This is a genomic window from Aquabacterium sp. (assembly GCF_041909175.1).
Classification (GTDB): Bacteria; Pseudomonadota; Gammaproteobacteria; order Burkholderiales; family Burkholderiaceae_C; genus Aquabacterium.
Genome location: NZ_JAYRDZ010000005.1, coordinates 70,868 through 93,000, shown reverse-complemented (window position 1 = coordinate 93,000; position 22,133 = coordinate 70,868). Strand labels below are relative to the sequence as shown.

The window sequence follows — 22,133 nt, the reverse complement described above, 5'->3', positions numbered from 1 at the left end:
CGGTCACAGCCTGATCGACATGGCGTGCCGTGCACTGCCGATGGACGTGGTCCATATCTGAAGCTCCTTGCGGCCGGTGGTCAGACATCTGGCGGCCTGCTCATCCAACGCGGGAGCCTCAGTAACGTGCACGGGTGTCCCCTTCATGCGGGACACCCTTTCTTCACCCGCCGTCAGTCAGCCCATCGTGACACAGGCAGGCAGGAGGTCTTGTCCCATAGATGCGGGACAAGGCCTGTCAGCAGCAAAATGCAGACAATCCGCTCGCCTTGGCTCTGCCACAAAAATTGGCAATCATCTGAAGGGGGTAGGCCCGTGCCCTGCAAACCCAAATCATGCTCAACCTCTCAGCAGCGCACATGGAACCAACAGCGCTCGCTGTCGTCGAAAATATCGCTATTCGCATAAATGTATCCCTGGATTCAGTTCTCTCATGCCCATCAAGAAGTCAGACCTCTATTCCAAACTCTGGGCCTCATGCGACGAGCTGCGTGGCGGCATGGACGCCAGCCAGTACAAGGACTACGTGCTGGTCCTGCTGTTCATCAAGTACATCAGCGACAAGTACGCTGGCCAACCGTTTGCCCCCATCCAGATCCCCGAAGGCGCGAGCTTTGCCGACATGGTGGCCCTCAAGGGCCGCAGCGACATTGGCGACCAGATCAACAAGAAAATCGTTCGCCCACTGGAAGAAGCCAACCGCCTGCGCATCAAGGCCGACTTCAACGACGATGCCCTGCTGGGCTCAGGCAAAGAGAAGGTTGACAAGCTCACCAATCTGATCGGCATCTTCGAATCGCGCGACCTGGATTTCACGCGCCACCGCGCCGATGGCGACGACATCCTGGGCGATGCCTACGAATACCTGATGCGCCACTTCGCCACCGAAAGTGGCAAGAGCAAGGGGCAGTTCTACACCCCGGCCGAAGTCAGCCGCGTGATGGCCCAGGTGCTGGGCATTGCCAAAGCCAAGACCAGCCCCGACACCACCGTGTATGACCCGACCTGCGGTTCAGGTTCCCTGCTGCTGAAAGTGACTGAGGCAGCACCCACCGAGGTGAGCGTGTACGGCCAGGAAAAGGAAGAAGTCACCAGCGGCCTGGCCCGCATGAACATGATCCTGCACCACAACCCCGGTGCCGTGATCGAGCAAGGCAACACCCTGGCCGACCCCAAGTTCCTGGACGGCGACCAGCTCAAGACTTTCGACTACGTGGTGGCCAACCCGCCGTTTTCTGACAAGCGCTGGAGCACCGGCCTCACCCCGCAAGCCGACGCCTTTGGCCGCTTCGACGGCCACGGCATCCCGCCCGACAAACAAGGCGACTACGCCTACCTGCTGCACATCATCCGCTCGCTCAAGAGCACCGGCCGGGGCGCGTGCATCTTGCCGCACGGCGTGCTGTTCCGGGGCAATGCCGAAGCCGAGATCCGCAAGAGCCTGGTGCGGCGCGGCCTGATCCAGGCCATCATCGGCCTGCCCGCCAACCTGTTCTACGGCACCGGCATCCCGGCCTGCATCATCGTCATCGACAAGGGCGGTGCAGCGGCGCGCAAAGGCATCTTCATGATCGACGCCTCGCAAGGCTTCATGAAAGACGGCCCCAAGAACCGCCTGCGCGAGCGCGACATCCACCGCATCGTGGACACCTTCACCCAGCTGGACGACAGCGACCCGCGCTACGCCCGCATGGTGGGGCTGGACGAGATCGAGAAGAACGACTTCAACCTCAACCTGCCGCGCTATATCGACAGCAGCACGCCCGAAGACCAGCAGGACATTGATGCCCACCTGAACGGCGGCATTCCCGAGGCCGATGTGCAAGCGCTGGGCCGCTACTGGGCCGTTTGCCCGCAGATGCAGGCTGCCCTGTTCAAACCCCGTCGCCCCGGCTATGTGGACTTGACGGTGGCGCCTGCGGCCATCAAAGCCACCATCCACCATCACGCCGAGTTCCAGGCCTTCACCCAGGCCATGAACGGGCACTTCGATGCGTGGCGAACACCCGCGACCCAACGGCTGAAAACGCTGGCACCCGGCTTCCACCCTAAAGAGCTGATCCATGAGCTGGCCGAAGGTCTGCTGGCGCACTACGAGCACCAGCCCACAGCCCGGGCCCTGATCGACCCCTATGCCGTGTACCAGCACCTGACGGACTACTGGGCCAACACGATGCAAGACGACGCCTACCTGATTGCCGAAGACGGCTGGAAGGCCGAGCCCTACCGCGTGCTGGAGACCAAGAAAAACAAGGATGGCACGCCCGGCAAGACCGTGGACAAAGGCTGGGCCTGCGACCTCGTACCCAAGGCCTTGCTGGTGCAGCACCACTTCGCGGCCGAGCAAGCCGAACTGGACAAGCTGACGGCCGAGCTGGACAGCGCCCAGGCTGCGCAAACCGAACTGGAAGAAGAGCACAGCGGCGACGATGCCGTGTTCAACGGCTTCGACAAGATCAACGACAAGGAAGTGAAGTCGCGCATCAAGGAGATCGGGCCAGATCCGGATGCCGCCGAAGAACTGGCCGTGCTCAAGCGTTGGGCGGTCTTTTCAGAGCAGGTGAGCAGCCTGAAGAAGCGCATCAAGACACTGGATGCCGAGCTGGACGCGATGGCACTGGCGCGTTACGCCACACTGACTACCGATGAGGTAAAGACGCTGGTGATAGACCACAAGTGGATGACTGCGCTGGATGCCGCAGTGCATGGCGAGCTGGACCGTGTGAGCCAGGCGTTGACGGGGCGGGTGAAAGAATTGGCCGAGCGGTATGGCCAGACGATGCCGGAGATGGCGCAGCAGGTGGATTACCTGGAGGCGCGGGTGGCTGGTCATCTGGCGATGATGGGGTTTACATGGAAGTGAAGGAGCCCAACGTCAAGTACTTGACAGCTCAGTTCAAACGAACCGAGGCCGGTGACATTCCAATCGATTGGCTCGACAAAACGGTTGGCGACATGGCGGAAGTGACTTCTGGTGGCACACCCAGTCGCAAGGTGACCGCATATTGGGATGGCGACATTCCCTGGGTTACAACCGCAGAACTTGAATGTGGCCAAGTAACTAGCGCCGCCCAGCACATCACCTTAGCCGGACTCCAGAACTCAGCGGCGAAGTGGCTACCCGCGGGCACGCTACTCATCGCGCTCTATGGCCAAGGCAAGACTCGTGGCAAATGTGCTGTTCTGCGCATCGCAGCAACAACCAACCAGGCATGTGCTGGCATCAAGCTCGAAGAGGGCGTGGACGGTGACTTTGTACGACACAACCTAACCCATCGCTACGAGTACATCCGCAGCCTCAGCAATGGCGGAAGTCAGGAGAACCTCAGCGGTGAGATCGTCAAGAAGATACACATCGGGATGCCGAGTACGCCGACTGAGCAGCGAGCCATTGCTGCCGCCCTCACCGACGCCGACTCCCTGATCGACTCGCTGGAGCAACTGCTGACCAAGAAGCGCCAGATCAAGCAAGGCACCATGCAGGAACTGCTCACCGGCAAGCGGCGGTTGCCGGGGTTCGCCGGCGATTGGACTTGTGCCCCATTGGGAGAGATAGCAAGAATCAAAACAGGTTCGATGAACAACCAAGACAAGGTTGAGGATGGCGAATTCCCGTTCTTTGTTCGATCGCAAAGTGTTGAGCGGATTGATACCTACACGCATGACTGTGAGGCAATTCTGATTCCGGGAGAAGGTGGAATCGGCAGCATCTTTCACTACTTCCATGGCCGCTTTGCCCTGCATCAGCGCGTCTATGGCATCACTGACTTTAGTGAAAGTGTCCTAGGTCGTTTCGTGTATTTCTTCATGCGCGTCTTCTTCGGCCCCCACGCAATGGAGAACTCAGTCAAAGCAACTGTTGACTCATTGCGTCTGCCGACGTTCATGACCTTCGAGGTTCGCCTTCCGCCTACCGTAGCTGAGCAAACAGCTATCGTCGAGGTACTTTCCGACCTTGAAGTGAATATCGCAGCTCTCGAGGAGCGCCTCACAAAAGCCCGCGCCCTCAAACAAGCCATGGCCCAAGCCCTGCTGACCGGCCGCATCCGCCTCGTGGAGCCAACCACATGAGCAAACCTGCCAAGCGCTACTACCGCGTCATGCTGGGCCGCCAGAGCGTGCACGCAGCAGAATGCCACACAGCCGGCTTCATCGGTGCCGATTTCGGCATCCACGTTGACCTCACCGGCCAACTGCCCGATGAGTGGAGGCAGTTCAACGCTGCCTTCATCCCCGTGTTCCTGGCTGGCCACCCCGACAAAAGCAAGATCGCCGCTGGCCTGGCCTGCGGTGCGCTGTGGACGGTGGCCAAAGGCATCGAAGCGGGCGACATCGTGCTGTGCCCCGATGGCTCGGGCAACTATCTCGTGGGTGAAGTGCAAGGAGGCTACACCTATGCGCCAGGCCAGGTGCTGCCCCACCGCCGCAGCGTGAACTGGCTGCCCATCACCATCGCCCGCGCCGCCATGAGTGAGGCGCTGCGCAACTCCACCGGCTCCATCGGCACGGTGAGCAACATCACCGACCACCACCAGGAAATCGAGCAGTTCCTCTCGACCCTGCCCGGCCAGGCCGCGCCCAGCATCGTGGCCACCGACCCGGTGGTGGAAGACCCCGTGGCCTTCGCCATGGAAAAGCACCTGGAAGACTTCCTGGTGAAGAACTGGGCGCAAACCGAACTGGCGCAGCACTTCAAGATCGTTGAGGAAGACGGCGAGCTGGTGGGCCAGCAATACGCCACCGACGCCGGCCCCATCGACATCCTGGCCGTGAGCAAAGACGGGCAGCGCCTGCTGGTGGTCGAACTCAAGCGTGGTCGCGCCTCTGACGTGGTGGTCGGCCAGATCCTGCGCTACATGGGCTACGTGAAGGAGCAGATCGCCGAGCCCCACCAGACGGTCGAGGGCGCCATCATCGCGCTGGACGATGACCAGAAGCTGCGCTGGGCCCTGCTGGCGGTGCCGAACATCAGCTTCTATCGCTACCAGGTTAGTTTCAAGCTGATCCGGCACTGAGTTGCAACTGGCCATGCGGCGGCCTCAGGCCGAAGCATCCGCCCGATTATTGACTTTTATCCACATTTGGATAAATTATCGTTTCAACAGTAATCGACAATAATCAGCATGATCGCCTTTCCCCGCACCGCCCTGGCTCAGGAACTGGTGGCCGCCCTGCAAGGCAAGGCCCTGCTGGGCGACGCCCACAACGGACTGTTCCTGGCCGCGCCGCGCCGCACCGGCAAGTCCACCTTCTTGCAGGGCGATTTGCGCCCCGCCTTGCAGGCGGCCGGTGTGGTGGTGGTGTATGTGGATTTGTGGGCCGATGCCCGGCGTGACCCAGGCGCATTGATTGCCGAAGCGATCGCACGGGCCCTGGAGCCCCAGCTTGGCCTGGTGGCGCGCACCGCACGCAAGGCCGGACTCGACAAAGTCAAGCTCGGCGGGCTGGAAGTGGATACCAGCAAGATCGGCAAGATCGATGGATTGACACTGACCGACGCCCTGAGATTGCTGCACGAGCATGCGGGCCAACCTGTGGCGCTCATCATTGACGAAGCTCAGCACGCCCTCACCAGCGAGGCTGGCGAGGCCGCGATGACGGCATTGAAGTCTGCCCGTGACCAGCTCAACCAGCCCGGTCAGGTCAACTTGATGCTGGTCATGTCGGGCTCAGACCGCGACAAACTGCTGCGCCTGGTCAACACGGCTGGCGCGCCGTTTTACGGCTCGCAAATCCAGCGCATGCCCCCTCTGGGACTGGACTTCATTGCCCATGTGGCTGCGCTCATCGAGGCCCAGCGGCCCGACCTCAAGCCAGTGAACCAGGCCCTGTTGCAACAGGCCTTCGAGGTCTTCGGCCACCGCCCTCAGTTTTTCATGGCCGCTTTGGGCCAGGTGCTCAGCCCGCTGGCAGCCTTGAACGGGCGCTTCGAGCCTGCCCTGCTGCAAGCCGCTGAGCAACAGCAGGCGCAAGATGAAGCGCAGATGGAGTCAGATTACTTGGGCCTCAAACCCACCGAGCAAGCTGTGCTGTGGCGCATGCTGGAACAAGGCCCACGCTTTCGCCCTTACGACGCCGAAGCGCTGCGCTTTTACCGTGACAAGGTGGGCCACCCCGTGAACGCTGCCCAGGCGCAGCGAGCCTTGGAGGCCTTGCGTCAGCGCATGCCTGCCCTGGTGTGGAAATCCGCCCGTGGTGAGTACGCGCTGGAAGATGCTGCGATGCACCGCTGGTATGAAAAGCGCAGCCAGGCCAAGCAATGGCCCCCGGCACCGCCCCAGGGGCTGCTGCCTCTGGAAGACGACTGAGCCGCGCCCAGGGAGGGCCGAATGAGCAGCATCAACAAACCCGAACGCGCCACCCAAGACCGGGTGATCAAGCTGTTCACCGACACACTGAAATACCAATATCTGGGCGATTGGTCGGAGCGTGCTGGCAACCACTGCATCGAAGAGGGCCTGCTGTCGGCTTATTTGGCCCGCAGTGGTTACAGCCCCGCCCACATCAGCGCGGCGCTGCACAAGCTGCGGTCTGAGGCCTCACTGCATGGCCGCACCCTGTATGCCGCCAACCAGGCGGTGTACGAGCTGCTGCGCTACGGCGTGTCCGTACGGGTTGAGGCTGGGCAAGCCACCGAAACCGTGCACCTGGTGAACTGGGCTGAGCCTAGCAAGAACGACTTCGCCATCGCTGAAGAGGTCACCCTCAAAGGCGGCCACGAGCGCCGGCCAGACATCGTGCTGTACGTCAACGGCATCGCCGTGGGTGTGCTGGAGCTGAAAAGCAGCCGCGTGGGCCTGGGTGAAGGCATTCGCCAGTGCCTGTCGAACCAGCAGCCTGAGTTCAACGACTGGTTCTTCAGCACAGTGCAACTGGTGCTGGCGGGCAATGATTCGGAAGGCCTGCGCTACGGCACCATCGAGACGCAAGAAAAGTACTTCCTGACCTGGAAGGAAGACGAGGCCGACAACAACGGCTACAAGCTCGACAAGTACCTGACCAAGCTGTGCAGCAAGCACCGCCTGCTGGAGCTGATCCACGACTTCGTGCTGTTCGATGGCGGCGTGAAGAAGCTGCCCCGCGTGCACCAGTACTTCGGCATCAAGGCTGCGCAGAAGCATGTGGAGCAGCGGCGCGGCGGCATCATCTGGCACACGCAAGGCGCAGGAAAGAGCATCCTGATGGTGATGCTGGCCCGCTGGATTCTGGAGAACAAACCCGCCGCCCGCGTGGCCATCATCACCGACCGTGACGAGCTGGACCGCCAGATCGAGCGCGTGTTCAAAGATGCGGGCGAAACCATCCACCGCAGCCAAAGCGGCCACGACCTGATGGCCCAATTGGCGCAGCCCAACCCGCGCCTGTTGTGCTCGCTGGTGCACAAGTTCGGCCGCCGCGATGTGGATGACTTCGAAGCCTTCCTGCGTGACCTGGCCGCCCAGCCCAGCCCCACCCAAGGCGAGATCTACGTGTTCGTGGACGAATGCCACCGCACCCAGGGCGGCAAGCTGCACCGGCTGATGAAGGCCATGATGCCGAATGCCGTGTTCATCGGCTTCACGGGCACCCCCTTGCTGAAGCAAGACGCTCAGACCAGCCTGGAGGTGTTTGGCGGCTACATCCACACCTACAAGTTTGCCGAGGCTGTGGAAGACGGCGTGGTGCTGGACTTGGTCTACGAGGCCCGCGACATCGACCAGAAGCTGGGCAACACCGACCAGATTGACCAATGGTTCGAAGCCAAGACCAAGGGCCTGAACGACTGGCAGAAGGACGAGCTGAAGAAGCAATGGGGCACGATGCAGAACGTGCTCAGCTCACGAGCCCGCATGGACCGGGTGGTGGCCGACATCGTGTTCGACTTTGCCGTCAAACCTCGGCTGTCGAACGAGAGGGGCAACGCCATCCTCGTGGCGTCCAGCATCTACGAGGCCTGCAAGTACTTCGTGCTGTTCGGCAAGACGGTTTTCAAAGGCCGCTGCGCCATCGTCACCTCATACAACCCACAGGCCGCCGACATCAGCAAGGAAGAGACCGGCGCCAACACTGAGAGCGACAAGCAGTTCATCTACAACACCTACACCGAGCTGCTGAAGGACGTGACGCCCAGCCCGGGCATGAACAAAACCGAGTCGTACGAGCAAGACGTGAAGCAGCGTTTCATCAAGACGCCTGCACAGATGAAGCTGATGATCGTGGTGGACAAGCTGTTGACCGGCTTCGATGCGCCGCCGTGCACCTACCTGTACATCGACAAGTCGATGCAGGACCACGGGCTGTTCCAGGCCATTTGCCGCACCAACCGACTCGACGGTGAAGACAAGGACTTCGGCCACATCGTTGATTACAAAGATCTGTTCAAGAAGGTCGAAAAGGCCATCGCGGTGTACACGGCGGAGCTGGACCACAGTGCAGGCGGCGCCGACCCCGAGATCATGGTCAAGGACCGCCTTGAGGCTGGCCGCGCGCGACTGGACGACGCAGTCGAAGCGCTGGCCCTGCTGTGTGAGCCGGTGGACCCGCCCAAGTGTGATCTGGAGCACATCCACTACTTCTGCGGCAACACCGAGATCCCTGACGACCTGAAGGCCCGCGAGCCGCACCGCGTGGCGCTGTACAAGGCGGTGGTGGCTCTGGTGCGTGCCTTCGCTGGCATTGCCGACGAGCTGGAAGCCGCAGGCTACACGCCCGAGCAGATCGAGAACCTGAAGAGCCTGCAAAAGCACTACCTGAACCTGCGAGAGATCATCCGCAAGGCTTCAGGAGAAACGCTGGACCTGAAGCCCTATGAGGCGGACATGCGCCACCTCATCGACACCTACATCGAGGCGCAGGCACCGCGGAAGATTTCGCCGTTCGATGGCATCGGCCTGCTGGACCTGATCGTGAAGACCGGCATCGCCGACGCGATCGCCGAGCGCTTGAGCGACATGAAAGGCAACCAGGAATCCATTGCCGAGACGATCGAGAACAACGTTCGCAGCAAGATCCTGAAGGAACAGCTGACCGACCCGGCCTACTTCGCCAAGATGTCGGCCCTGCTGGACGAGATCATCCGCCTGCGCAAAGAAAAGGCCATCGAATACGAGGACTACCTGGCGCGCATTGCCGAGGTGGCCAAGAAGGTGAGCGCTGGCAAGGCTGATGACACCCCTCAGCAAGTGAAGACTGCAGGCCAACTGGCCCTGTACAACAACCTGAAGGACCATGTGGCCACAGACGCTGCACAGCAACCTGATGTGCCTTACGGCGATGCCAACAAAGCCCTGGACACCGCGATGCTGCTGGACGCTGCCATCAAGGCCAAGCGCCCCGATGGTTGGCGCGGCGTGGTGGCCAGAGAGCAGATGGTCAAACAGGCCATGTTCGACGTGCTGAAGGACATCAAGGAAGTGAACCGCCTGTTCCCCATCGTGTTTGCGCAGAAGGAGTACTGATGCGCGACTTGCTGGACCTGGGGGAGCTGCATGCGGAAGTGACCCGTAAGGCGATCAAGCACGTTCACCTGAGCGTGCTGCCGCCCGTGGGCAAGGTTCGCGTGGCAGCGCCGCAGGGCATGCCGCTGGACACGATTCGGCTGTTCGTGATCTCGAAGCTGAGTTGGATTCGGTCACAGCAGCGCAAGCTGCAGGACCAGGAGCGCGAAACGCCCCGCGAGTACCTGAACAAGGAAAGCCACTACCTGTGGGGCAAGCGTTACCTGCTGGAGATCAGCCATGCTGATGCAGCGCCAAACGTGAGCCTGACGCCTCGCAAGCTGAAGCTGCAAGTGCGGCCGGGTGCAGATCAGGCCAGGTGCGAAGAGGTACTGGACGGCTGGTACCGGCAGCAGGTGCGAGATGCTGTGCCCGCATTGCTGGAGAAATGGGAGCCCCTGCTGAAGGTGAAGGCGCAGAGGGTGTTCGTGCAACGCATGAAGACCAAGTGGGGCAGCTGCACGCCTGAGTCAGGCTACATCCGGCTGAATACGGACCTGGCCAAGAAGCCGATGGAGTGCTTGGAATACATCGTGGTGCACGAACTGGTGCACCTGCTGGAGCCCACACACAACCAGCGCTTCATCGACCTGATGGACTTGTACTTGCCGCATTGGCAGCAGTTGAGGAGGCGGCTCAACAGGTTGCCGGTTAGGCATGAGGATTGGGGATACTAAGTCGCTCACCTCAAAAATCACCGTAGATTCTTGGAAATTTGGACTTCATCCACGAACTGCTACGACGTGCGTTAATGACAGATAGGTATCAATCTAGAAATCAACAGTCTGCTTGACAGGGGAGCTTACGCATCCTCTACCGATGCTGTCTACGACTTTATTGGCAAAGAACACCAACACGGACCTCACAACAACTCACTCCACCGTCACGCTCTTGGCCAGGTTGCGCGGCTTGTCGACATCGGTACCGCGTGCGCAGGCCGTGTGATAGGCCAACAGCTGCAGCGGCACCACGTGCAGGATGGGGCTGAGTGCACCGTAGTGCTCGGGCATGCGGATCACGTGGATGCCCGGCTCGGCCTGGATCTGGGTGTCCGCATCAGCGCACACATACAGCTCACCGCCACGCGCACGCACTTCCTGCATGTTGCTCTTGAGCTTTTCCAGCAACTGGTCGTGCGGCGCCACGGTCACCACCGGCATCTCGGCGGTCACCAGCGCCAGCGGGCCATGCTTGAGCTCGCCAGCCGGGTAGGCCTCGGCATGGATGTAGCTGATTTCCTTGAGCTTGAGGGCGCCTTCCAGCGCAATCGGGTAGTGCAGGCCACGCCCCAGGAACAGGGCGTTGTCCTTGCGCGCGAATGACTCGGCCCAGGCCATGACCTGCGGCTCCAGCGCCAGCACCGACTGCAAGGCCACCGGCAGGTGGCGCATGGCGGTCAGGTGTGCCGACTCTTGCTCGGGCGACAGATGGCCGCGCAGTTTGGCCAGGGTCAGCGTCAGCAGGAAGAGGCCCGCAAGCTGGGTGGTGAAGGCCTTGGTCGAGGCCACACCGATTTCGACACCGGCGCGGGTCACATAGGCCAGCTTGCACTCACGCACCATGGCGCTGGTCGACACATTGCAGATGGTCAGCGTCTGGCGCATGCCCAGACTTTGCGCGTGCTTGAGCGCGGCCATGGTGTCTGCCGTTTCGCCCGACTGGCTGATGGTGACCACCAGGGTGCGCGGGTCAGGCACGCTGTCGCGGTAGCGGTATTCGCTGGCAATCTCGACACTGGTCGGGATCTTGGCAAGGGACTCCAGCCAGTATTTGGCGGTCGAGCCCGAGTAGTAGCTGGTACCGCACGCCAGGATCAGCACACGGTCAATGTCCTTGAAGACGGCTTCTGCCCCCTCGCCAAACAGCGCAGGGGTGATGGACACCACGCCTTCGAGCGTGTCGGCAATGGCGCGCGGCTGCTCGAAGATTTCCTTTTGCATGTAGTGGCGATAGGGACCCAGCTCCACCGCACCACTGTGCGCGGTGACGGTGCGCACCGGACGCTCGGCCGCGTCGACACGGCGGTGCTCGCCGCTGCCCGGCACCAGGTTCTCGATCCAGTGGCGACCCGGCTGCAGGTCCACCACATCGCCCTCTTCCAGGTAGACGATCTGATCGGTGACCCCCGCCAGCGCCATCGCATCAGAGGCCAGGAAGCGCTCGGAGGCATCCACCCCACCCACGCCCAGGATCAAAGGCGAGCCCTGGCGGGCGCCGACGATACGCTGCGGCTCATCACGGCAGAACACGGCAATGGCGTAGGCGCCCGTCAGGCGCGCCGTAGCTGCTTTCACGGCGGCAAACAGGTCACCGTCGTAGAGGTGGTCGATCAGGTGGGCGATGACCTCGGTGTCGGTCTGACTGAGGAAGGTGTAACCCTTGGCTTGCAGCTCGCGACGCAGTTCTTCGTGGTTTTCAATGATGCCGTTGTGGACCAAGGCGATGCGGCCTGGACGGGATTGGGCGGCATCGGCACCGGTGCCATGCGAGAAATGCGGGTGGGCGTTGTGCACGGCCGGGGCCCCGTGGGTAGCCCAGCGTGTGTGGGCGATGCCCAGCGTGCTCTCGATGCCATCGGCATGCAGTTGCTTGTCGAGTTCGGCCACGCGTGAGGTGCTGCGCGAGCGGCGCAGTTGCCCGTCTTGCAGAACCGCCACGCCACAGGAGTCATAGCCGCGGTACTCCAGACGCTTGAGACCTTCGACCAGAACAGGGGTGATGTTGCGAGAACCCACAGCGCCAACGATGCCGCACATAAGCAGAACTCCAAAAGAGAAACTGTGCGGATGCTAGCTGCTATCGTGAGAAATGTTTTTTTGATTTCCGCCTGTTTTTGAACTAAATTTCTAACCAGTTAATGCAGAGAAATTTTTTTCCAATTTGTACATGCATTCAAAATAACTATCCATGCAACCCACCCAACTGGATGCCATCGACTGGCAATTGCTCGACCTGCTTCAGCACGATGCCACGCTGTCCAACCTGGCGCTGGCCGAGCTCGTGCACATCTCGCCGGCCACTTGCCACCGCCGGGTCAAACGCTTGTGGGACACCGGTCTGATCGACAAGCAGGTGGCGGTGCTGTCCCCTGGCCGGGTAGCTGAACAGCAGGGCTGGGGCCTGAGCGCACTGGTGGAGGTGAGCCTCGACACACAGACACAGGAAGCCCTGGACGCTTTTGAGCAAAAGGCCTGCGCCCACGCGCACATCCAGCAATGCTGGCGGGTGTCACCCGGGCCTGACTTTGTGCTGGTGGCCCAGGTGCGCGACATGCCGGCCTACCAGGAGCTGGCCCGCACGCTCTTCACCGAAGACAGCAATGTGCGCAATGTGCGCGCCTTCTTTGCCGTGAAACGCGCCAAGTTCGGCACGCAGATTCCGCTGACGCGACTGGATCAGGGCTGAGCGTCGGTCGCCAGCGGGTCAACCAGACGGCGATCCGTCTGCAACCTCAGGGGTTGCCCATCCAGCGGATGGGGCTTGGTCATCGCGGCACCCTGCCGCTGCGGCACAGCCCCCGCAGGTGGCGCATGGGTATCCAGCGTGGGGAGCACTTTCACGAGTTCGTCGTCCGACATGCGGGCCAACTCATCCACCGTCGGCTGCTCATGCCCCACCTCAACGCTTCCCACAGGGCGCGCCGAGAAATTCTCAGACAGCCTGCGCCCCTGGTTGAAAGCGTCAAACGACTGCCACAGCCAGATGATCAAACCCAGCACCACCAGCACACCGAGGCCTCCAGCCACCCACTTGGATTGAACAGTGGCCCCACCGGGTGCAGCAGCAGCCACATAGCCCGCAAACGGCACGTCCGCCGCCACGGGCACCTCGATATCAACGGGGGAGTCTGACAATTGCGCGTCGTATTCGGCGCGCATCGCCGCATCCATCAACACATCGTGGGCGGTATGGAGCGCGACCCTCCGCTCATGCCGATCTGCGCGCCCGACCGGGTCGTCGTCGCCCTCATCGGCTTGCCCATCGTCACACGACGCCACCAATGCCTGGTAGGCCGCATGGACCACGGCTGGTGGGGCATCCCGCGTGATGTTCAGACGTTCATAGTGGTTCATGGCGCGCCAGACGTCAGCGCTTGACCTTCTGCGGCCGCTGCCAGCCTGCCAGGGAGATCTGCTTGGCACGCGCCACCGTCAGCTGCCCGGCAGGGGCATCCTTGCTGATGGTGCTGCCGCCACCGATGGTGGCGCCGTCACCCAGCGTGATGGGCGCAATCAGCACGCAATTGGAACCGACATGCACATCGTTGCCGATCACGGTGCGGTGCTTGTTGGCCCCATCGTAATTGGCGGTGATGCTGCCTGCGCCGTAGTTGACTCGCTCACCCACGGTCGCATCACCCAGATAGGCCAGGTGGTTGGCCTTGGCGCCGTTGGCCAGGGTGCTGTTCTTCACCTCGACAAAGTTGCCGATGTGCACTTCTTCACCCAACTGTGCCCCCGGGCGCAGACGGGCAAAAGGCCCGATCAGGGAACCCGCGCCGACCTGTGCCCCTTGTGTGTCCCCATCGATGTGGGTGAAGGGGTGGATGACCACGTTGTCGCCGATGACCACATTGCGCAGCACACAGTTGGCACCGATGCGCACGTTATGGCCGAGTTGCACCTCGCCTTCGACGATCACGTTGACATCGATCTCGACGTCCTGACCGCACTGCAAGACACCGCGCAGGTCAAAGCGGGCCGGATCGGCCAGCCGCACACCCTGCTCCATCAGGCGCGCGGCCTGAGCCCGTTGATGGCGACGCTCCAGATCAGCCAACTGCATGGGGCTGTTGACACCCAGCACTTCAACTTCGTCACGCGGCTGAGCCGACACCACGGTCACCCCATCGGCTTGCGCCATGGCCACCACGTCGGTCAGGTAGTACTCGCCTTGCGCATTCTGATTGGTGAGTTGCCCCAGCCACTTCTTCAGCAAGCGGGTCGGGGCGGCCATCATGCCGGTGTAGACCTCCTGGATGGCACGCTGCGCCTCGGAGGCATCCTTGTGCTCGACGATGGCCAGCACGCGCTCACCCGATGCGTCACGCACGATGCGCCCATAGCCGGTCGGGTCAGGCAGGTTGATCGTCAACAGCGCCAGCCGCTCGCCCTGGCAGGCATCTACCAGCGCCCGTGCGGTAGCGGCTTCGATCAGGGGTGTGTCGCCATTGAGGATCAGCGTGGTGCCTTCATCCGGCAAACAGGGCACAGCCTGCTGGACCGCGTGACCGGTACCCAGTTGCGGTTCCTGGCGCACGAAATTGAGCGGCGCCTGCGGATAGAGGGCACGCATGGTCGCCTCGACCCGCTCAGCACCGTGGCCAGTGATCACGATGTCACGCGCCGCCCCCAGGCTGGCGGTGGTGCCAATCACATGGGCCAGCATGGGCCGCCCGGCGATCTGGTGCAACACCTTGGGCAAGGCAGACTTCATGCGGGTTCCCTTGCCCGCGGCCATGATGACGATCGACAGTGACATGTGATTCCTGAACTTCTACAAACAGCCTCAAGGCTCGTACGGCACGGTCACCACCTTGGGGCCGGACGATGCCTGGGGAAACCCTTTCAGGGCTGCCGCAAACATGGCGGGCAGCACCTTGTCCACATAACCGGTGTTCTGCTCACGCACCGCATGCGTTTCATAGAGCACCTCGTTGGTCTTGCGGTCGCGCACCAGCAGGTCCACCTGAACCTGGTTGGTCGACGGCTCGACCATGATGCCCAAGCTCACGCCACTCCAGCCACCGGAGCCCCACCACCCCCCTATGCTGGGGTACCAGTAGGGACCAGGCCGATCGACGTAACGCGGCGGCATGTTCACCACGTGAGCCGACACCTGCACCGCATATTCTGCCTTGGCAGCGTCTTCCACCTTGGTGAAGCCGGCCTCCGCCAGCGCCGGCTCGGCTGCCGCTTCAATCTTGTCCTGCGAGGCGACATCGACCTTCTGCGAGGGCAGGCGCTCGAACGCATAAGCGCCGGGCGCCCGGGTAGTCGGCCAGGTGCCAAAGCTCGACACCTCGCTGGACAGCGACTTCATCGCCGCGCAACCGGACAAGAGCCCGGCCGCAGACAGCGCTAGCAGCCCCATGGCCGCTCGGCGCGACAGCACTGCTGGCTCAGTCGCCAGATCGGATGTTGATGATCGAGACGGGCGTTTCCGAGGGTCCACAGTTTTCCTCCTCGTCAAAGGCGATGTCGCCGCCTGCCATGGGCGTACCGGTCGCCTTGATGGTGGTGAACGGATAAAGCTTGCGGTCCATCATGTGCGAGGGAATGATGTTCGACAGCGCGGTGAACATGTTGTCCACGCGGCCGGGGAATTTCGCATCCCATTCGTTGATCATTTCACGCATCTGCTGACGCTGCAGGCCTTCCTGACTACCGCACAGATTACACGGAATGATAGGGAACTCGCGCCACTCGGCGTATTTGGCCAGATCCTTTTCGCGGCAGTAGGCCATCGGGCGGATCACCACATGTTCACCGTTGTCGGTCACCAGCTTGGGCGGCATGCCCTTGAGGGTGGAACCGAAGAACATGTTCATGAACACGGTCTGCAGGATGTCATCGCGGTGGTGGCCCAGGGCGATCTTGGTACAGCCCAGCTCGGTGGCCACGCGGTAGAGGATGCCGCGGCGCAGGCGCGAGCACAGCGAGCAGGTGGTCTTGCCCTCGGGCACCACGCGCTTGACCACGCTGTAGGTGTCCTGCTCTTCGATGCGGAACGGCACCCCCACCTTGGTGAGGTATTCCGGCAGCACGTGTTCCGGAAAACCGGGCTGCTTCTGGTCCAGGTTGACCGCCACGATCTCGAACCGGATGGGCGCCCGCTTTTGCAGGTTCATCAGGATGTCGAGCATGCCGTAGCTGTCCTTGCCGCCGGACATGCACACCATGACCTTGTCACCGTCTTCAATCATGTTGAAGTCAGTGATGGCTTCGCCCACCTCACGGTGCAGGCGCTTGCTGAGCTTGTTCATCTCGAAGGCGTGCTTCTTCGCACGCTTTTCTTCTTCGGCGATGTCGGCTTCGGTCGGCAGAACGGACAGGGGGGCGGTGGCTTGACTCATGGGGGCGGATTTTCGCCGATCTCGCGAACCCTCGCACACATTCCCTTCAAAGAGATGGCCAGATTCACGAAAGAGATGCTCAGAGGGGCTTGCTCAGGATCACCGCCACGCCACCGCTCGCGGGTGACTCAATGCGCAGCGTGGCCCCCAGCATCTGGGCTCGCCGATGCATGCTGTTGAGCCCACACCCCGAAGAGGCCGCCTGGACATCAAAGCCAGTCCCGTTATCGATCAAGGAGACCTGCACCCCCTGTCCCAGGGGCTCCACCATCAATTGGACCCGCGTCGCCCGCCCATGGCGCACCGCGTTGGTCAGCGCCTCTTGCACGATGCGCAGCAGGTGCAGTGCATTGGGCGCGTCCAGCCAGGGCTGTGGAGCGACTTCTCCTGTCACCCGCCAGTCCAATTGCACGCCGGCCGCCTGCAAACGCGGCGCCAGACGAAAACGCAGGCTGCCCAGAATCAGAACGGGATCTCGCTCATCCAGGTTGCTCATCGAATCGATGGCAACGCGCAAATCGTCCAGGCAGTCCTGAATGGTGTCTGCCAGCACCTGTGGCTGAACGCCCTCCGAACGGGCCAGCCGCAGCGCAGTCAGCAGATGGAGCCCCAGACCGTCATGGAGGTCGCTGACCAGGCGCTCACGCTCACCGGACACCACGCGCGCGCGCTCCGATTCCATCAGTTGTTCGAAGTTCTTCTGCAGCAGGACCCGCTGCGCATCCACCTGCGCCTGCAAGCTGTTTGACAGGTGTTCAGCCTCCCGCAAGGCCTCCCAGTACCGCCGCGTCCAGACCAATGTGACCGACAGGAACAGTGGAACCGCCGCATATTGCCGCAGGAACAGCCCCCCCACCGTGACGTGGTCGTTGGCCACCTGCAGGTCATTGATGATCAGCACCAGATAAGCCAGCCCAGCGCAGGCCACTGAAATCACAGGCCATGACCTGACCTTGACGGCAGTGCTCAGCAAGTGCCACTGGCTCCACAGCGTCAACAACAACCCGCCCATGCCGAGTGGCTTGAACAACTGGCGAACAGCCCCGGTGTCACTGGGAATCAGCAACAAGACGATGCTGCCGAGCACGTAGGCCAGCGGAATCGCCCGCTGCCACCAGGGCAAGGCTTCTTGTCGAAGCACCCATCGGCTGTACTCCAGGGTGAACAGCGCAAACAGCCCCACGAAGGTGACGGCCCCCACCAATGACCACTGGTTCCACAAACGGTTGTCCCACGTCGCAGAGAACGGGCTTGTGACCAGAACGAAATTCAGGTTGCGGACACCCCAGACCAGGGCAGCCACAGTGAACCACGCGAACATGGTGCTTCGCGGCGAACGCGCCCACAGCAAGATGCCGTATAGCCCCACGCTCAACACCACCACCGAGGTCACCAACGTGCCGGTGTTCTGCCAGAAGTGGCGTTCACCCCAATATGTTTGCAGGGTAGCGGCATCACCCACGTACACCACCCCCAGGCCACTTCGATACTGCCGGTACCCCATGACAAGCACATGGAGTTCGTTGAGTTGACCCGGTGGCTTGAGGGCGGATGCGGGCAGGTTGAAGAGCAGCGGCGTATAGAAGTGCCGCGTCACCGGCTCCACCATGCGGCCCTGTTGCCCCAACATGTGGCCGTTCACGTTCACACGGGCATTCATGCTGACGTACGGAAGGTAGACGGCCAAAGCGCCGTCAGATGCGGCAGGTGTCGCAAAGCGCAGCCGGTACCACACATAACCCTGGTAGTCAGGGCGATGCGCATCCCAGGCATCCGGCAGGGTCACCGGTTGCCAGCCCGACAAAGCCAGAGGTGGATCTGTCTGAAACTGGTTTCCCGTAGCCAACGCATCGCCCAAGGCCAACGCCAACACGCGCGGCCCTGAGGGCTCTGCCAACTTGCACCCGCTCAAACCGAGCAGCGCCAGCAGCAGTGTCAAGAGAAGGCATGCGCGCCAAGCCATCAGGTCAAGGGTGGGCGACCTTGAGCCGCTCTCAACAGGTTGTATTCATAGACCGCCTCACTGCGGGAATTGACGGAGAGCTTCTGATAGATGCGCTTGATGTATGTACGCACGGTATTGGCCGACACGCCCAGCATCTCTGCCCCTTCCTGGTAGCTGAATCCCTTCGCGATGAAGGTCAGCACCTCGACCTCTCTGGCCGTCAAAAGTGCGTCCCCGTTGGAGGACGCTGCGTCCGAAACAGGAGGACGGCTCTCCGCACCGCGATGGCGCCGGATCAGTGTTCGCGCGATCTGGGGGCTCAAGGGCGAGCCCCCTTCGCGCAGATGCTGCAACTGCTCACCCAGGTTGTCGAAGCTGGAGTCCTTGAGCAGGTATCCGCTGGCACCCGCTTCGATGGCTGCGACCACATGCGCCTCGTCACCAAAGATGCTGATCACGAGCACCTCCGATCGCGGGTGAAGCCGAACGGCGCACTCGATGACATCGATGCCGGAACCGTCCGGCAAACCCAGATCGGTCAACACGATGTCAGGGCTATTCGAGTGCAGCCATGACACCGCCTCGGACACGGTCGCGCAGCAATGTACCTGCACATCTGGCATGGCGAGCAAGGCCGACGCCAACCAGTTCTGGGTGGCGACATCGTCTTCAACGATGAGGATGGCTTCGGCACGCGATTCCTTCATGCCGGGCAGTCTAAAGGGCGAATCCTGCGCCCGATCTACTCCCCCCCGAGACTCGGGATCACATCTTCATGTGACTACAGCCGCACCCAACCTGTAACAAAGTGACCTGTCGTTGAAACACACAGAAATACTGACATGAACAAGCCATACACACAGGGAGCATGGTTCTGGATGACCTCGGCCGTCCTGGGAGTCGTTCTGACGGGTTGCGGCGGAGGTGGCGGCAGCGACAGTGCAGTCCCCGAACTGACCGGCACAGCGGCAGTCGGCGCTGCGCTCTCCGGCGCCAGCGTGACCGCACGCTGCGCCTCCGGCCCGGATGTCACGGGAACCACGGCCGCCGATGGCCACTTTGACCTGACGCTGGACGGCAACCAGACCCTGCCCTGCGTGCTGCGCGTCACCGGCGGCTCACCCACGGTGACGCTGCACAGCCTGGCCACGGACGCGGGTCGCATCAACATCACACCGCTGACGGAGTTGATTCTGGCGCGGGCAGCAGGCCAAACGCCCACGTCGGTCTTTGACACCTTTGATCCAGCTTTGGTACGGCAAGCCGCAAGCGTCCTTGGGCAAGCCGTCACGGCATTGGGTGACGACCTGGTGGCCGCTGGCTTGAACCGGCCAGGGATCAATCCGCTCACGGGCGTGTTTGCCGTGGGTGATGCCGAAGACCAGATTCTGGATGCCATTGGCACCCGCCTGGATGCCAATGGCACGACGCTGGAAGCCTTGGTTGCCGAGAGCGTGGCGGGCAGCCTGCCTGGCCTGGTAGAGGCTGATACCGGTTCAGGCGGCGGAACGGGCACCCTGTTCGGTCGAAACAAGGTGCCTGCCGATGTGGCCTTGCTGCAAGGGCTGTCGGGCACGGTCAAGAACTATGGCGCAGCCGAGGCCGTGGGCACCGACTGCAGCTACAGCTATGCCGATGGCACCCTGACGGTCAGTGCGGGCAGCACCACCATCAGCGCCACATTCAGTGGTGATACGGAAGACCGGGTCAACGCACTCAATGGCGCACAGGTCCGCATGCAGGCTGCCGATGGTGCAGCCAGCAATGGTGTGCCGAGCGCCGCCGGCAGCAGTGTCGTCAAGTTCGACTTCACAACCTTGGGTGGCGGCTCGCCTCGCCTCTACGAAATTGCGGCCACGACCCATGTCGGCGGCACCCTCAAGGGGCTGCTGTGTCGAGCGCCATCGGGCCAGATCGCCACCACGATCCCGCTGGAAAGCTTCACGCGTTCCACCGGCACGCTCAACTTGATCGGCACCTACGCGACCACCTGGCTGGACCTGACGCTGAACAACATCAGCGCCTTCGTCGGGACACACACCGGTCTCGCCACTGGCGGCGGCTACTACCGCAGCTGCACCACCGCTGCCACCGCCAACGGCTGCGTCGCCAGCAACCTCTCCAACAAGACCTGCTCAATGGAAGTCAAGAGCGATGGCGCCGTGGTGCTGACGGTAGACGGCAAATCACCCAGCCACGCCCTGACACTGGTCGGCCGGACACTTGATGCGGACATCGAGATCGCCCTGGTCTCTCCAGGTGATGCCACCACATCGGAGTATGTCAAAGGCTACAAGCTGAATCTGCCCGGCGGAGGCTTCAGCGGCTCGGACGGCTATATCCGTTGGGTCGATGCCAGCTTCTACGCTGGGGCCTACACCGTGTCGTTCCGCGAGATCGGCCCGGCTGGAACGGGCGACACGGTGGAGTACGCCTGCGACTTCAGACGCTGATGGACAGACCGGGCATCACCACTGCCCGGTTTCCATGCGAATGGCGACTTCGCAGTCCTCGAAAATTTCCAGCTTGGCAATCTTGACCCGCACCCCCAGCACGCCCGGCAGGCCCATCAAACGCAGGCACAGCTTGCCAATGAGGGACTCCAGCAGGTTCACGTGGCTGGCGGTGCACTCTTCGATGATGATGGCGCGCACGCGGCGGTAGTCCAGCACATGGTGGATCTCGTCATCTCGCGGCAGCAAGGGCTGCGTGCCCATGTTCAGCTCGGCATCCACCTGGATGGGCTGGGGGTTGTTGATTTCGTGGTCGAGCACGCCCAGGCTGGCATTGAAACGCAAGCCGGTCAGGTTCAGGGTCTGGGTGCCTTTGGTCAGCGACATGGGCGCCTCACATTTTTGAAAAATCGCGGTCAAACCGCTGAAGGTGCTGGCCGCCATCGACCAACACGGTACTGCCCGTCATCGAGCGATTGGCCAGCGCAAACGCCACGGTGGCCGCCACATCCTCTGCTGTAGACGAGCGCCCAAGGGGTGACAGCTTGTGCAACTGCTCAAAGCGTTCGCCTTGCAGCCAGTCACTGGTCAGCGTCAGGCCGGGTGCCACACCCACCACCCGCACACGCGGGGCGAGTGCCAGCGCCAGCAAGGTAGTGGCCGATTCGAGCGCCGCTTTCGACAGGGTGTAGCTGAGGAAATCAGGGTTCGGATTCCACAGCTTCTGGTCCAGCAGGTTCACCACCGCACCCTGTGCGTCGGGCCGGGAACGCAAGTGTTCGTACAAAGTCTGCGCCAGGACCACCGCCGGTGCCGTGTTGGCACGCAGGTGGCGCTCCAGCATGGAATAGGTGAAGGTGCTGGCGTCGTCAAACTCGAACGCCGACGCGCTGTTGACGACGGCATCAAGTTGCCCCAGGGCCTGCACCGCTGCCGGGATCAGGCGCCGGCACGACACCTCGTCAGACAGATCGGCTTGCAAGGCCACCGCATCCAGGCCCAGGGCACGGATATCCGCCACCGTGGCGTCAGCCTCGGCCACGGAGCTGCGGTAATGCACGGCCACGCGCCATCCCTGTCGCGCCAGCGTCAGGGCGATCTCGCGGCCAAGCCGTTTGGCAGCCCCGGTCACCAGGACGGCCTTGGGGGCGGAAATGTGATCTGCCATGAACTTTCTACAATAA

Annotated in this window: 18 protein-coding genes; 9 read left to right on the top strand and 9 right to left on the bottom strand. The window is 62.1% G+C overall.

Features of this window, described 5'->3' with window-relative positions; translation table 11 throughout:
- Nucleotides 1-433: 433 nt before the first annotated feature.
- From ACE3PH_RS08815 to ACE3PH_RS08790, 6 genes are all read left to right on the top strand, one after another.
- Nucleotides 434-2,863 (top strand): type I restriction-modification system subunit M, encoded by a 2,430-nt coding sequence (locus ACE3PH_RS08815; RefSeq protein ID WP_374317986.1) that lies wholly within the window; start codon nucleotides 434-436, stop codon nucleotides 2,861-2,863.
- Nucleotides 2,854-4,071: a restriction endonuclease subunit S gene (locus ACE3PH_RS08810; protein ID WP_374317984.1), complete on the top strand. Its 1,218-nt coding sequence runs from the start codon at nucleotides 2,854-2,856 to the stop codon at nucleotides 4,069-4,071. Before ACE3PH_RS08815 ends, ACE3PH_RS08810 begins: the two co-directional genes overlap by 10 nt.
- The gene (locus tag ACE3PH_RS08805) at nucleotides 4,068-5,015 is read left to right on the top strand and encodes an endonuclease NucS domain-containing protein (RefSeq protein ID WP_374317982.1); all 948 of its coding nucleotides are present in this window, start codon (nucleotides 4,068-4,070) and stop codon (nucleotides 5,013-5,015) included. The genes ACE3PH_RS08810 and ACE3PH_RS08805 overlap by 4 nt, the downstream gene beginning before the upstream one ends.
- Nucleotides 5,016-5,123: 108 nt before the next feature.
- Nucleotides 5,124-6,308 (top strand): ATP-binding protein, encoded by a 1,185-nt coding sequence (locus tag ACE3PH_RS08800; protein WP_374317980.1) that lies wholly within the window; start codon nucleotides 5,124-5,126, stop codon nucleotides 6,306-6,308.
- A 21-nt stretch (nucleotides 6,309-6,329) separates the two neighbouring features.
- The gene (locus ACE3PH_RS08795) at nucleotides 6,330-9,437 is read left to right on the top strand and encodes a type I restriction endonuclease subunit R (protein WP_374317978.1); all 3,108 of its coding nucleotides are present in this window, start codon (nucleotides 6,330-6,332) and stop codon (nucleotides 9,435-9,437) included.
- On the top strand, nucleotides 9,437-10,153 hold the full coding sequence (locus ACE3PH_RS08790) for a M48 family metallopeptidase (protein ID WP_374317976.1): 717 nt from the start codon (nucleotides 9,437-9,439) through the stop codon (nucleotides 10,151-10,153). The genes ACE3PH_RS08795 and ACE3PH_RS08790 overlap by 1 nt, the downstream gene beginning before the upstream one ends.
- 195 nt (nucleotides 10,154-10,348) lie before the next feature.
- On the opposite strand, the gene glmS is transcribed toward ACE3PH_RS08790, so the two are convergent.
- Complete coding sequence (gene glmS, locus ACE3PH_RS08785; RefSeq protein WP_374317974.1) at nucleotides 10,349-12,232, bottom strand: glutamine--fructose-6-phosphate transaminase (isomerizing); 1,884 nt, start codon at nucleotides 12,230-12,232, stop codon at nucleotides 10,349-10,351.
- Nucleotides 12,233-12,383: 151 nt separating this feature from the next.
- Between glmS and ACE3PH_RS08780 the strand changes: the two genes are divergently transcribed.
- Entirely contained in the window at nucleotides 12,384-12,881 is a 498-nt protein-coding gene (locus tag ACE3PH_RS08780) for an Lrp/AsnC family transcriptional regulator (protein ID WP_374317972.1), read from the top strand.
- On the opposite strand, the gene ACE3PH_RS08775 is transcribed toward ACE3PH_RS08780, so the two are convergent.
- The 5 genes from ACE3PH_RS08775 to ACE3PH_RS08755 form a co-directional block, all read right to left on the bottom strand.
- Nucleotides 12,872-13,549, bottom strand: coding sequence for a hypothetical protein (locus ACE3PH_RS08775; RefSeq protein ID WP_374317970.1), 678 nt, complete (start codon nucleotides 13,547-13,549; stop codon nucleotides 12,872-12,874). The two genes, ACE3PH_RS08780 and ACE3PH_RS08775, sit on opposite strands and share 10 nt — an antisense overlap.
- A 13-nt stretch (nucleotides 13,550-13,562) precedes the next feature.
- Nucleotides 13,563-14,957 (bottom strand): bifunctional UDP-N-acetylglucosamine diphosphorylase/glucosamine-1-phosphate N-acetyltransferase GlmU, encoded by a 1,395-nt coding sequence (gene glmU / locus ACE3PH_RS08770; RefSeq protein WP_374317968.1) that lies wholly within the window; start codon nucleotides 14,955-14,957, stop codon nucleotides 13,563-13,565.
- Nucleotides 14,958-14,984: 27 nt separating this feature from the next.
- Entirely contained in the window at nucleotides 14,985-15,569 is a 585-nt protein-coding gene (locus ACE3PH_RS08765; RefSeq protein ID WP_374317966.1) for a DUF4136 domain-containing protein, read from the bottom strand.
- 28 nt (nucleotides 15,570-15,597) lie between these two features.
- The gene (gene ttcA, locus ACE3PH_RS08760) at nucleotides 15,598-16,551 is read right to left on the bottom strand and encodes a tRNA 2-thiocytidine(32) synthetase TtcA (RefSeq protein ID WP_374317964.1); all 954 of its coding nucleotides are present in this window, start codon (nucleotides 16,549-16,551) and stop codon (nucleotides 15,598-15,600) included.
- Between the two features lie 79 nt (nucleotides 16,552-16,630).
- Nucleotides 16,631-17,047, bottom strand: coding sequence for a sensor histidine kinase (locus ACE3PH_RS08755; RefSeq protein ID WP_374318420.1), 417 nt, complete (start codon nucleotides 17,045-17,047; stop codon nucleotides 16,631-16,633).
- A gap of 664 nt (nucleotides 17,048-17,711) precedes the next feature.
- Between ACE3PH_RS08755 and ACE3PH_RS08750 the strand changes: the two genes are divergently transcribed.
- A complete protein-coding gene (locus ACE3PH_RS08750) occupies nucleotides 17,712-18,083 on the top strand; it encodes a hypothetical protein (RefSeq protein ID WP_374317963.1) in 372 nt (123 codons plus the stop codon).
- A gap of 430 nt (nucleotides 18,084-18,513) precedes the next feature.
- Here ACE3PH_RS08750 and ACE3PH_RS08745 read toward each other — a convergent pair whose 3' ends face one another.
- Entirely contained in the window at nucleotides 18,514-19,203 is a 690-nt protein-coding gene (locus ACE3PH_RS08745; RefSeq protein WP_374317962.1) for a response regulator, read from the bottom strand.
- A gap of 135 nt (nucleotides 19,204-19,338) precedes the next feature.
- Between ACE3PH_RS08745 and ACE3PH_RS08740 the strand changes: the two genes are divergently transcribed.
- Nucleotides 19,339-20,949 (top strand): hypothetical protein, encoded by a 1,611-nt coding sequence (locus ACE3PH_RS08740; RefSeq protein ID WP_374317960.1) that lies wholly within the window; start codon nucleotides 19,339-19,341, stop codon nucleotides 20,947-20,949.
- A 15-nt stretch (nucleotides 20,950-20,964) separates the two neighbouring features.
- On the opposite strand, the gene ACE3PH_RS08735 is transcribed toward ACE3PH_RS08740, so the two are convergent.
- Together ACE3PH_RS08735 and ACE3PH_RS08730 are read right to left on the bottom strand one after the other, a co-directional pair.
- Nucleotides 20,965-21,336, bottom strand: a complete 372-nt coding sequence (locus tag ACE3PH_RS08735; protein ID WP_374317958.1) for a dihydroneopterin aldolase — start codon at nucleotides 21,334-21,336, stop codon at nucleotides 20,965-20,967.
- Nucleotides 21,337-21,343: 7 nt separating this feature from the next.
- Nucleotides 21,344-22,117, bottom strand: coding sequence for an SDR family oxidoreductase (locus ACE3PH_RS08730; RefSeq protein ID WP_374317956.1), 774 nt, complete (start codon nucleotides 22,115-22,117; stop codon nucleotides 21,344-21,346).
- Nucleotides 22,118-22,133 lie beyond the last annotated feature (16 nt).

Bases quoted from the DNA above. Each gene is read 5' to 3' on its own strand.
- ACE3PH_RS08745 (WP_374317962.1), bottom strand. From the start codon at position 19,203: ATGAAGGAATCGCGTGCCGAAGCCATCCTCATCGTTGAAGACGATGTC.
- ACE3PH_RS08815 (WP_374317986.1), top strand. From the start codon at position 434: ATGCCCATCAAGAAGTCAGACCTCTATTCCAAACTCTGGGCCTCATGC.
- ACE3PH_RS08810 (WP_374317984.1), top strand. From the start codon at position 2,854: ATGGAAGTGAAGGAGCCCAACGTCAAGTACTTGACAGCTCAGTTCAAA.
- ACE3PH_RS08795 (WP_374317978.1), top strand. From the start codon at position 6,330: ATGAGCAGCATCAACAAACCCGAACGCGCCACCCAAGACCGGGTGATC.
- ACE3PH_RS08735 (WP_374317958.1), bottom strand. From the start codon at position 21,336: ATGTCGCTGACCAAAGGCACCCAGACCCTGAACCTGACCGGCTTGCGT.
- ACE3PH_RS08740 (WP_374317960.1), top strand. From the start codon at position 19,339: ATGAACAAGCCATACACACAGGGAGCATGGTTCTGGATGACCTCGGCC.
- ACE3PH_RS08730 (WP_374317956.1), bottom strand. From the start codon at position 22,117: ATGGCAGATCACATTTCCGCCCCCAAGGCCGTCCTGGTGACCGGGGCT.
- ttcA (WP_374317964.1), bottom strand. From the start codon at position 16,551: ATGAGTCAAGCCACCGCCCCCCTGTCCGTTCTGCCGACCGAAGCCGAC.
- ACE3PH_RS08800 (WP_374317980.1), top strand. From the start codon at position 5,124: ATGATCGCCTTTCCCCGCACCGCCCTGGCTCAGGAACTGGTGGCCGCC.
- ACE3PH_RS08755 (WP_374318420.1), bottom strand. From the start codon at position 17,047: ATGAGCAACCTGGATGAGCGAGATCCCGTTCTGATTCTGGGCAGCCTG.
- ACE3PH_RS08765 (WP_374317966.1), bottom strand. From the start codon at position 15,569: ATGGGGCTGCTAGCGCTGTCTGCGGCCGGGCTCTTGTCCGGTTGCGCG.
- ACE3PH_RS08780 (WP_374317972.1), top strand. From the start codon at position 12,384: ATGCAACCCACCCAACTGGATGCCATCGACTGGCAATTGCTCGACCTG.
- ACE3PH_RS08790 (WP_374317976.1), top strand. From the start codon at position 9,437: ATGCGCGACTTGCTGGACCTGGGGGAGCTGCATGCGGAAGTGACCCGT.
- ACE3PH_RS08775 (WP_374317970.1), bottom strand. From the start codon at position 13,549: ATGAACCACTATGAACGTCTGAACATCACGCGGGATGCCCCACCAGCC.
- glmU (WP_374317968.1), bottom strand. From the start codon at position 14,957: ATGTCACTGTCGATCGTCATCATGGCCGCGGGCAAGGGAACCCGCATG.
- ACE3PH_RS08805 (WP_374317982.1), top strand. From the start codon at position 4,068: ATGAGCAAACCTGCCAAGCGCTACTACCGCGTCATGCTGGGCCGCCAG.
- glmS (WP_374317974.1), bottom strand. From the start codon at position 12,232: ATGTGCGGCATCGTTGGCGCTGTGGGTTCTCGCAACATCACCCCTGTT.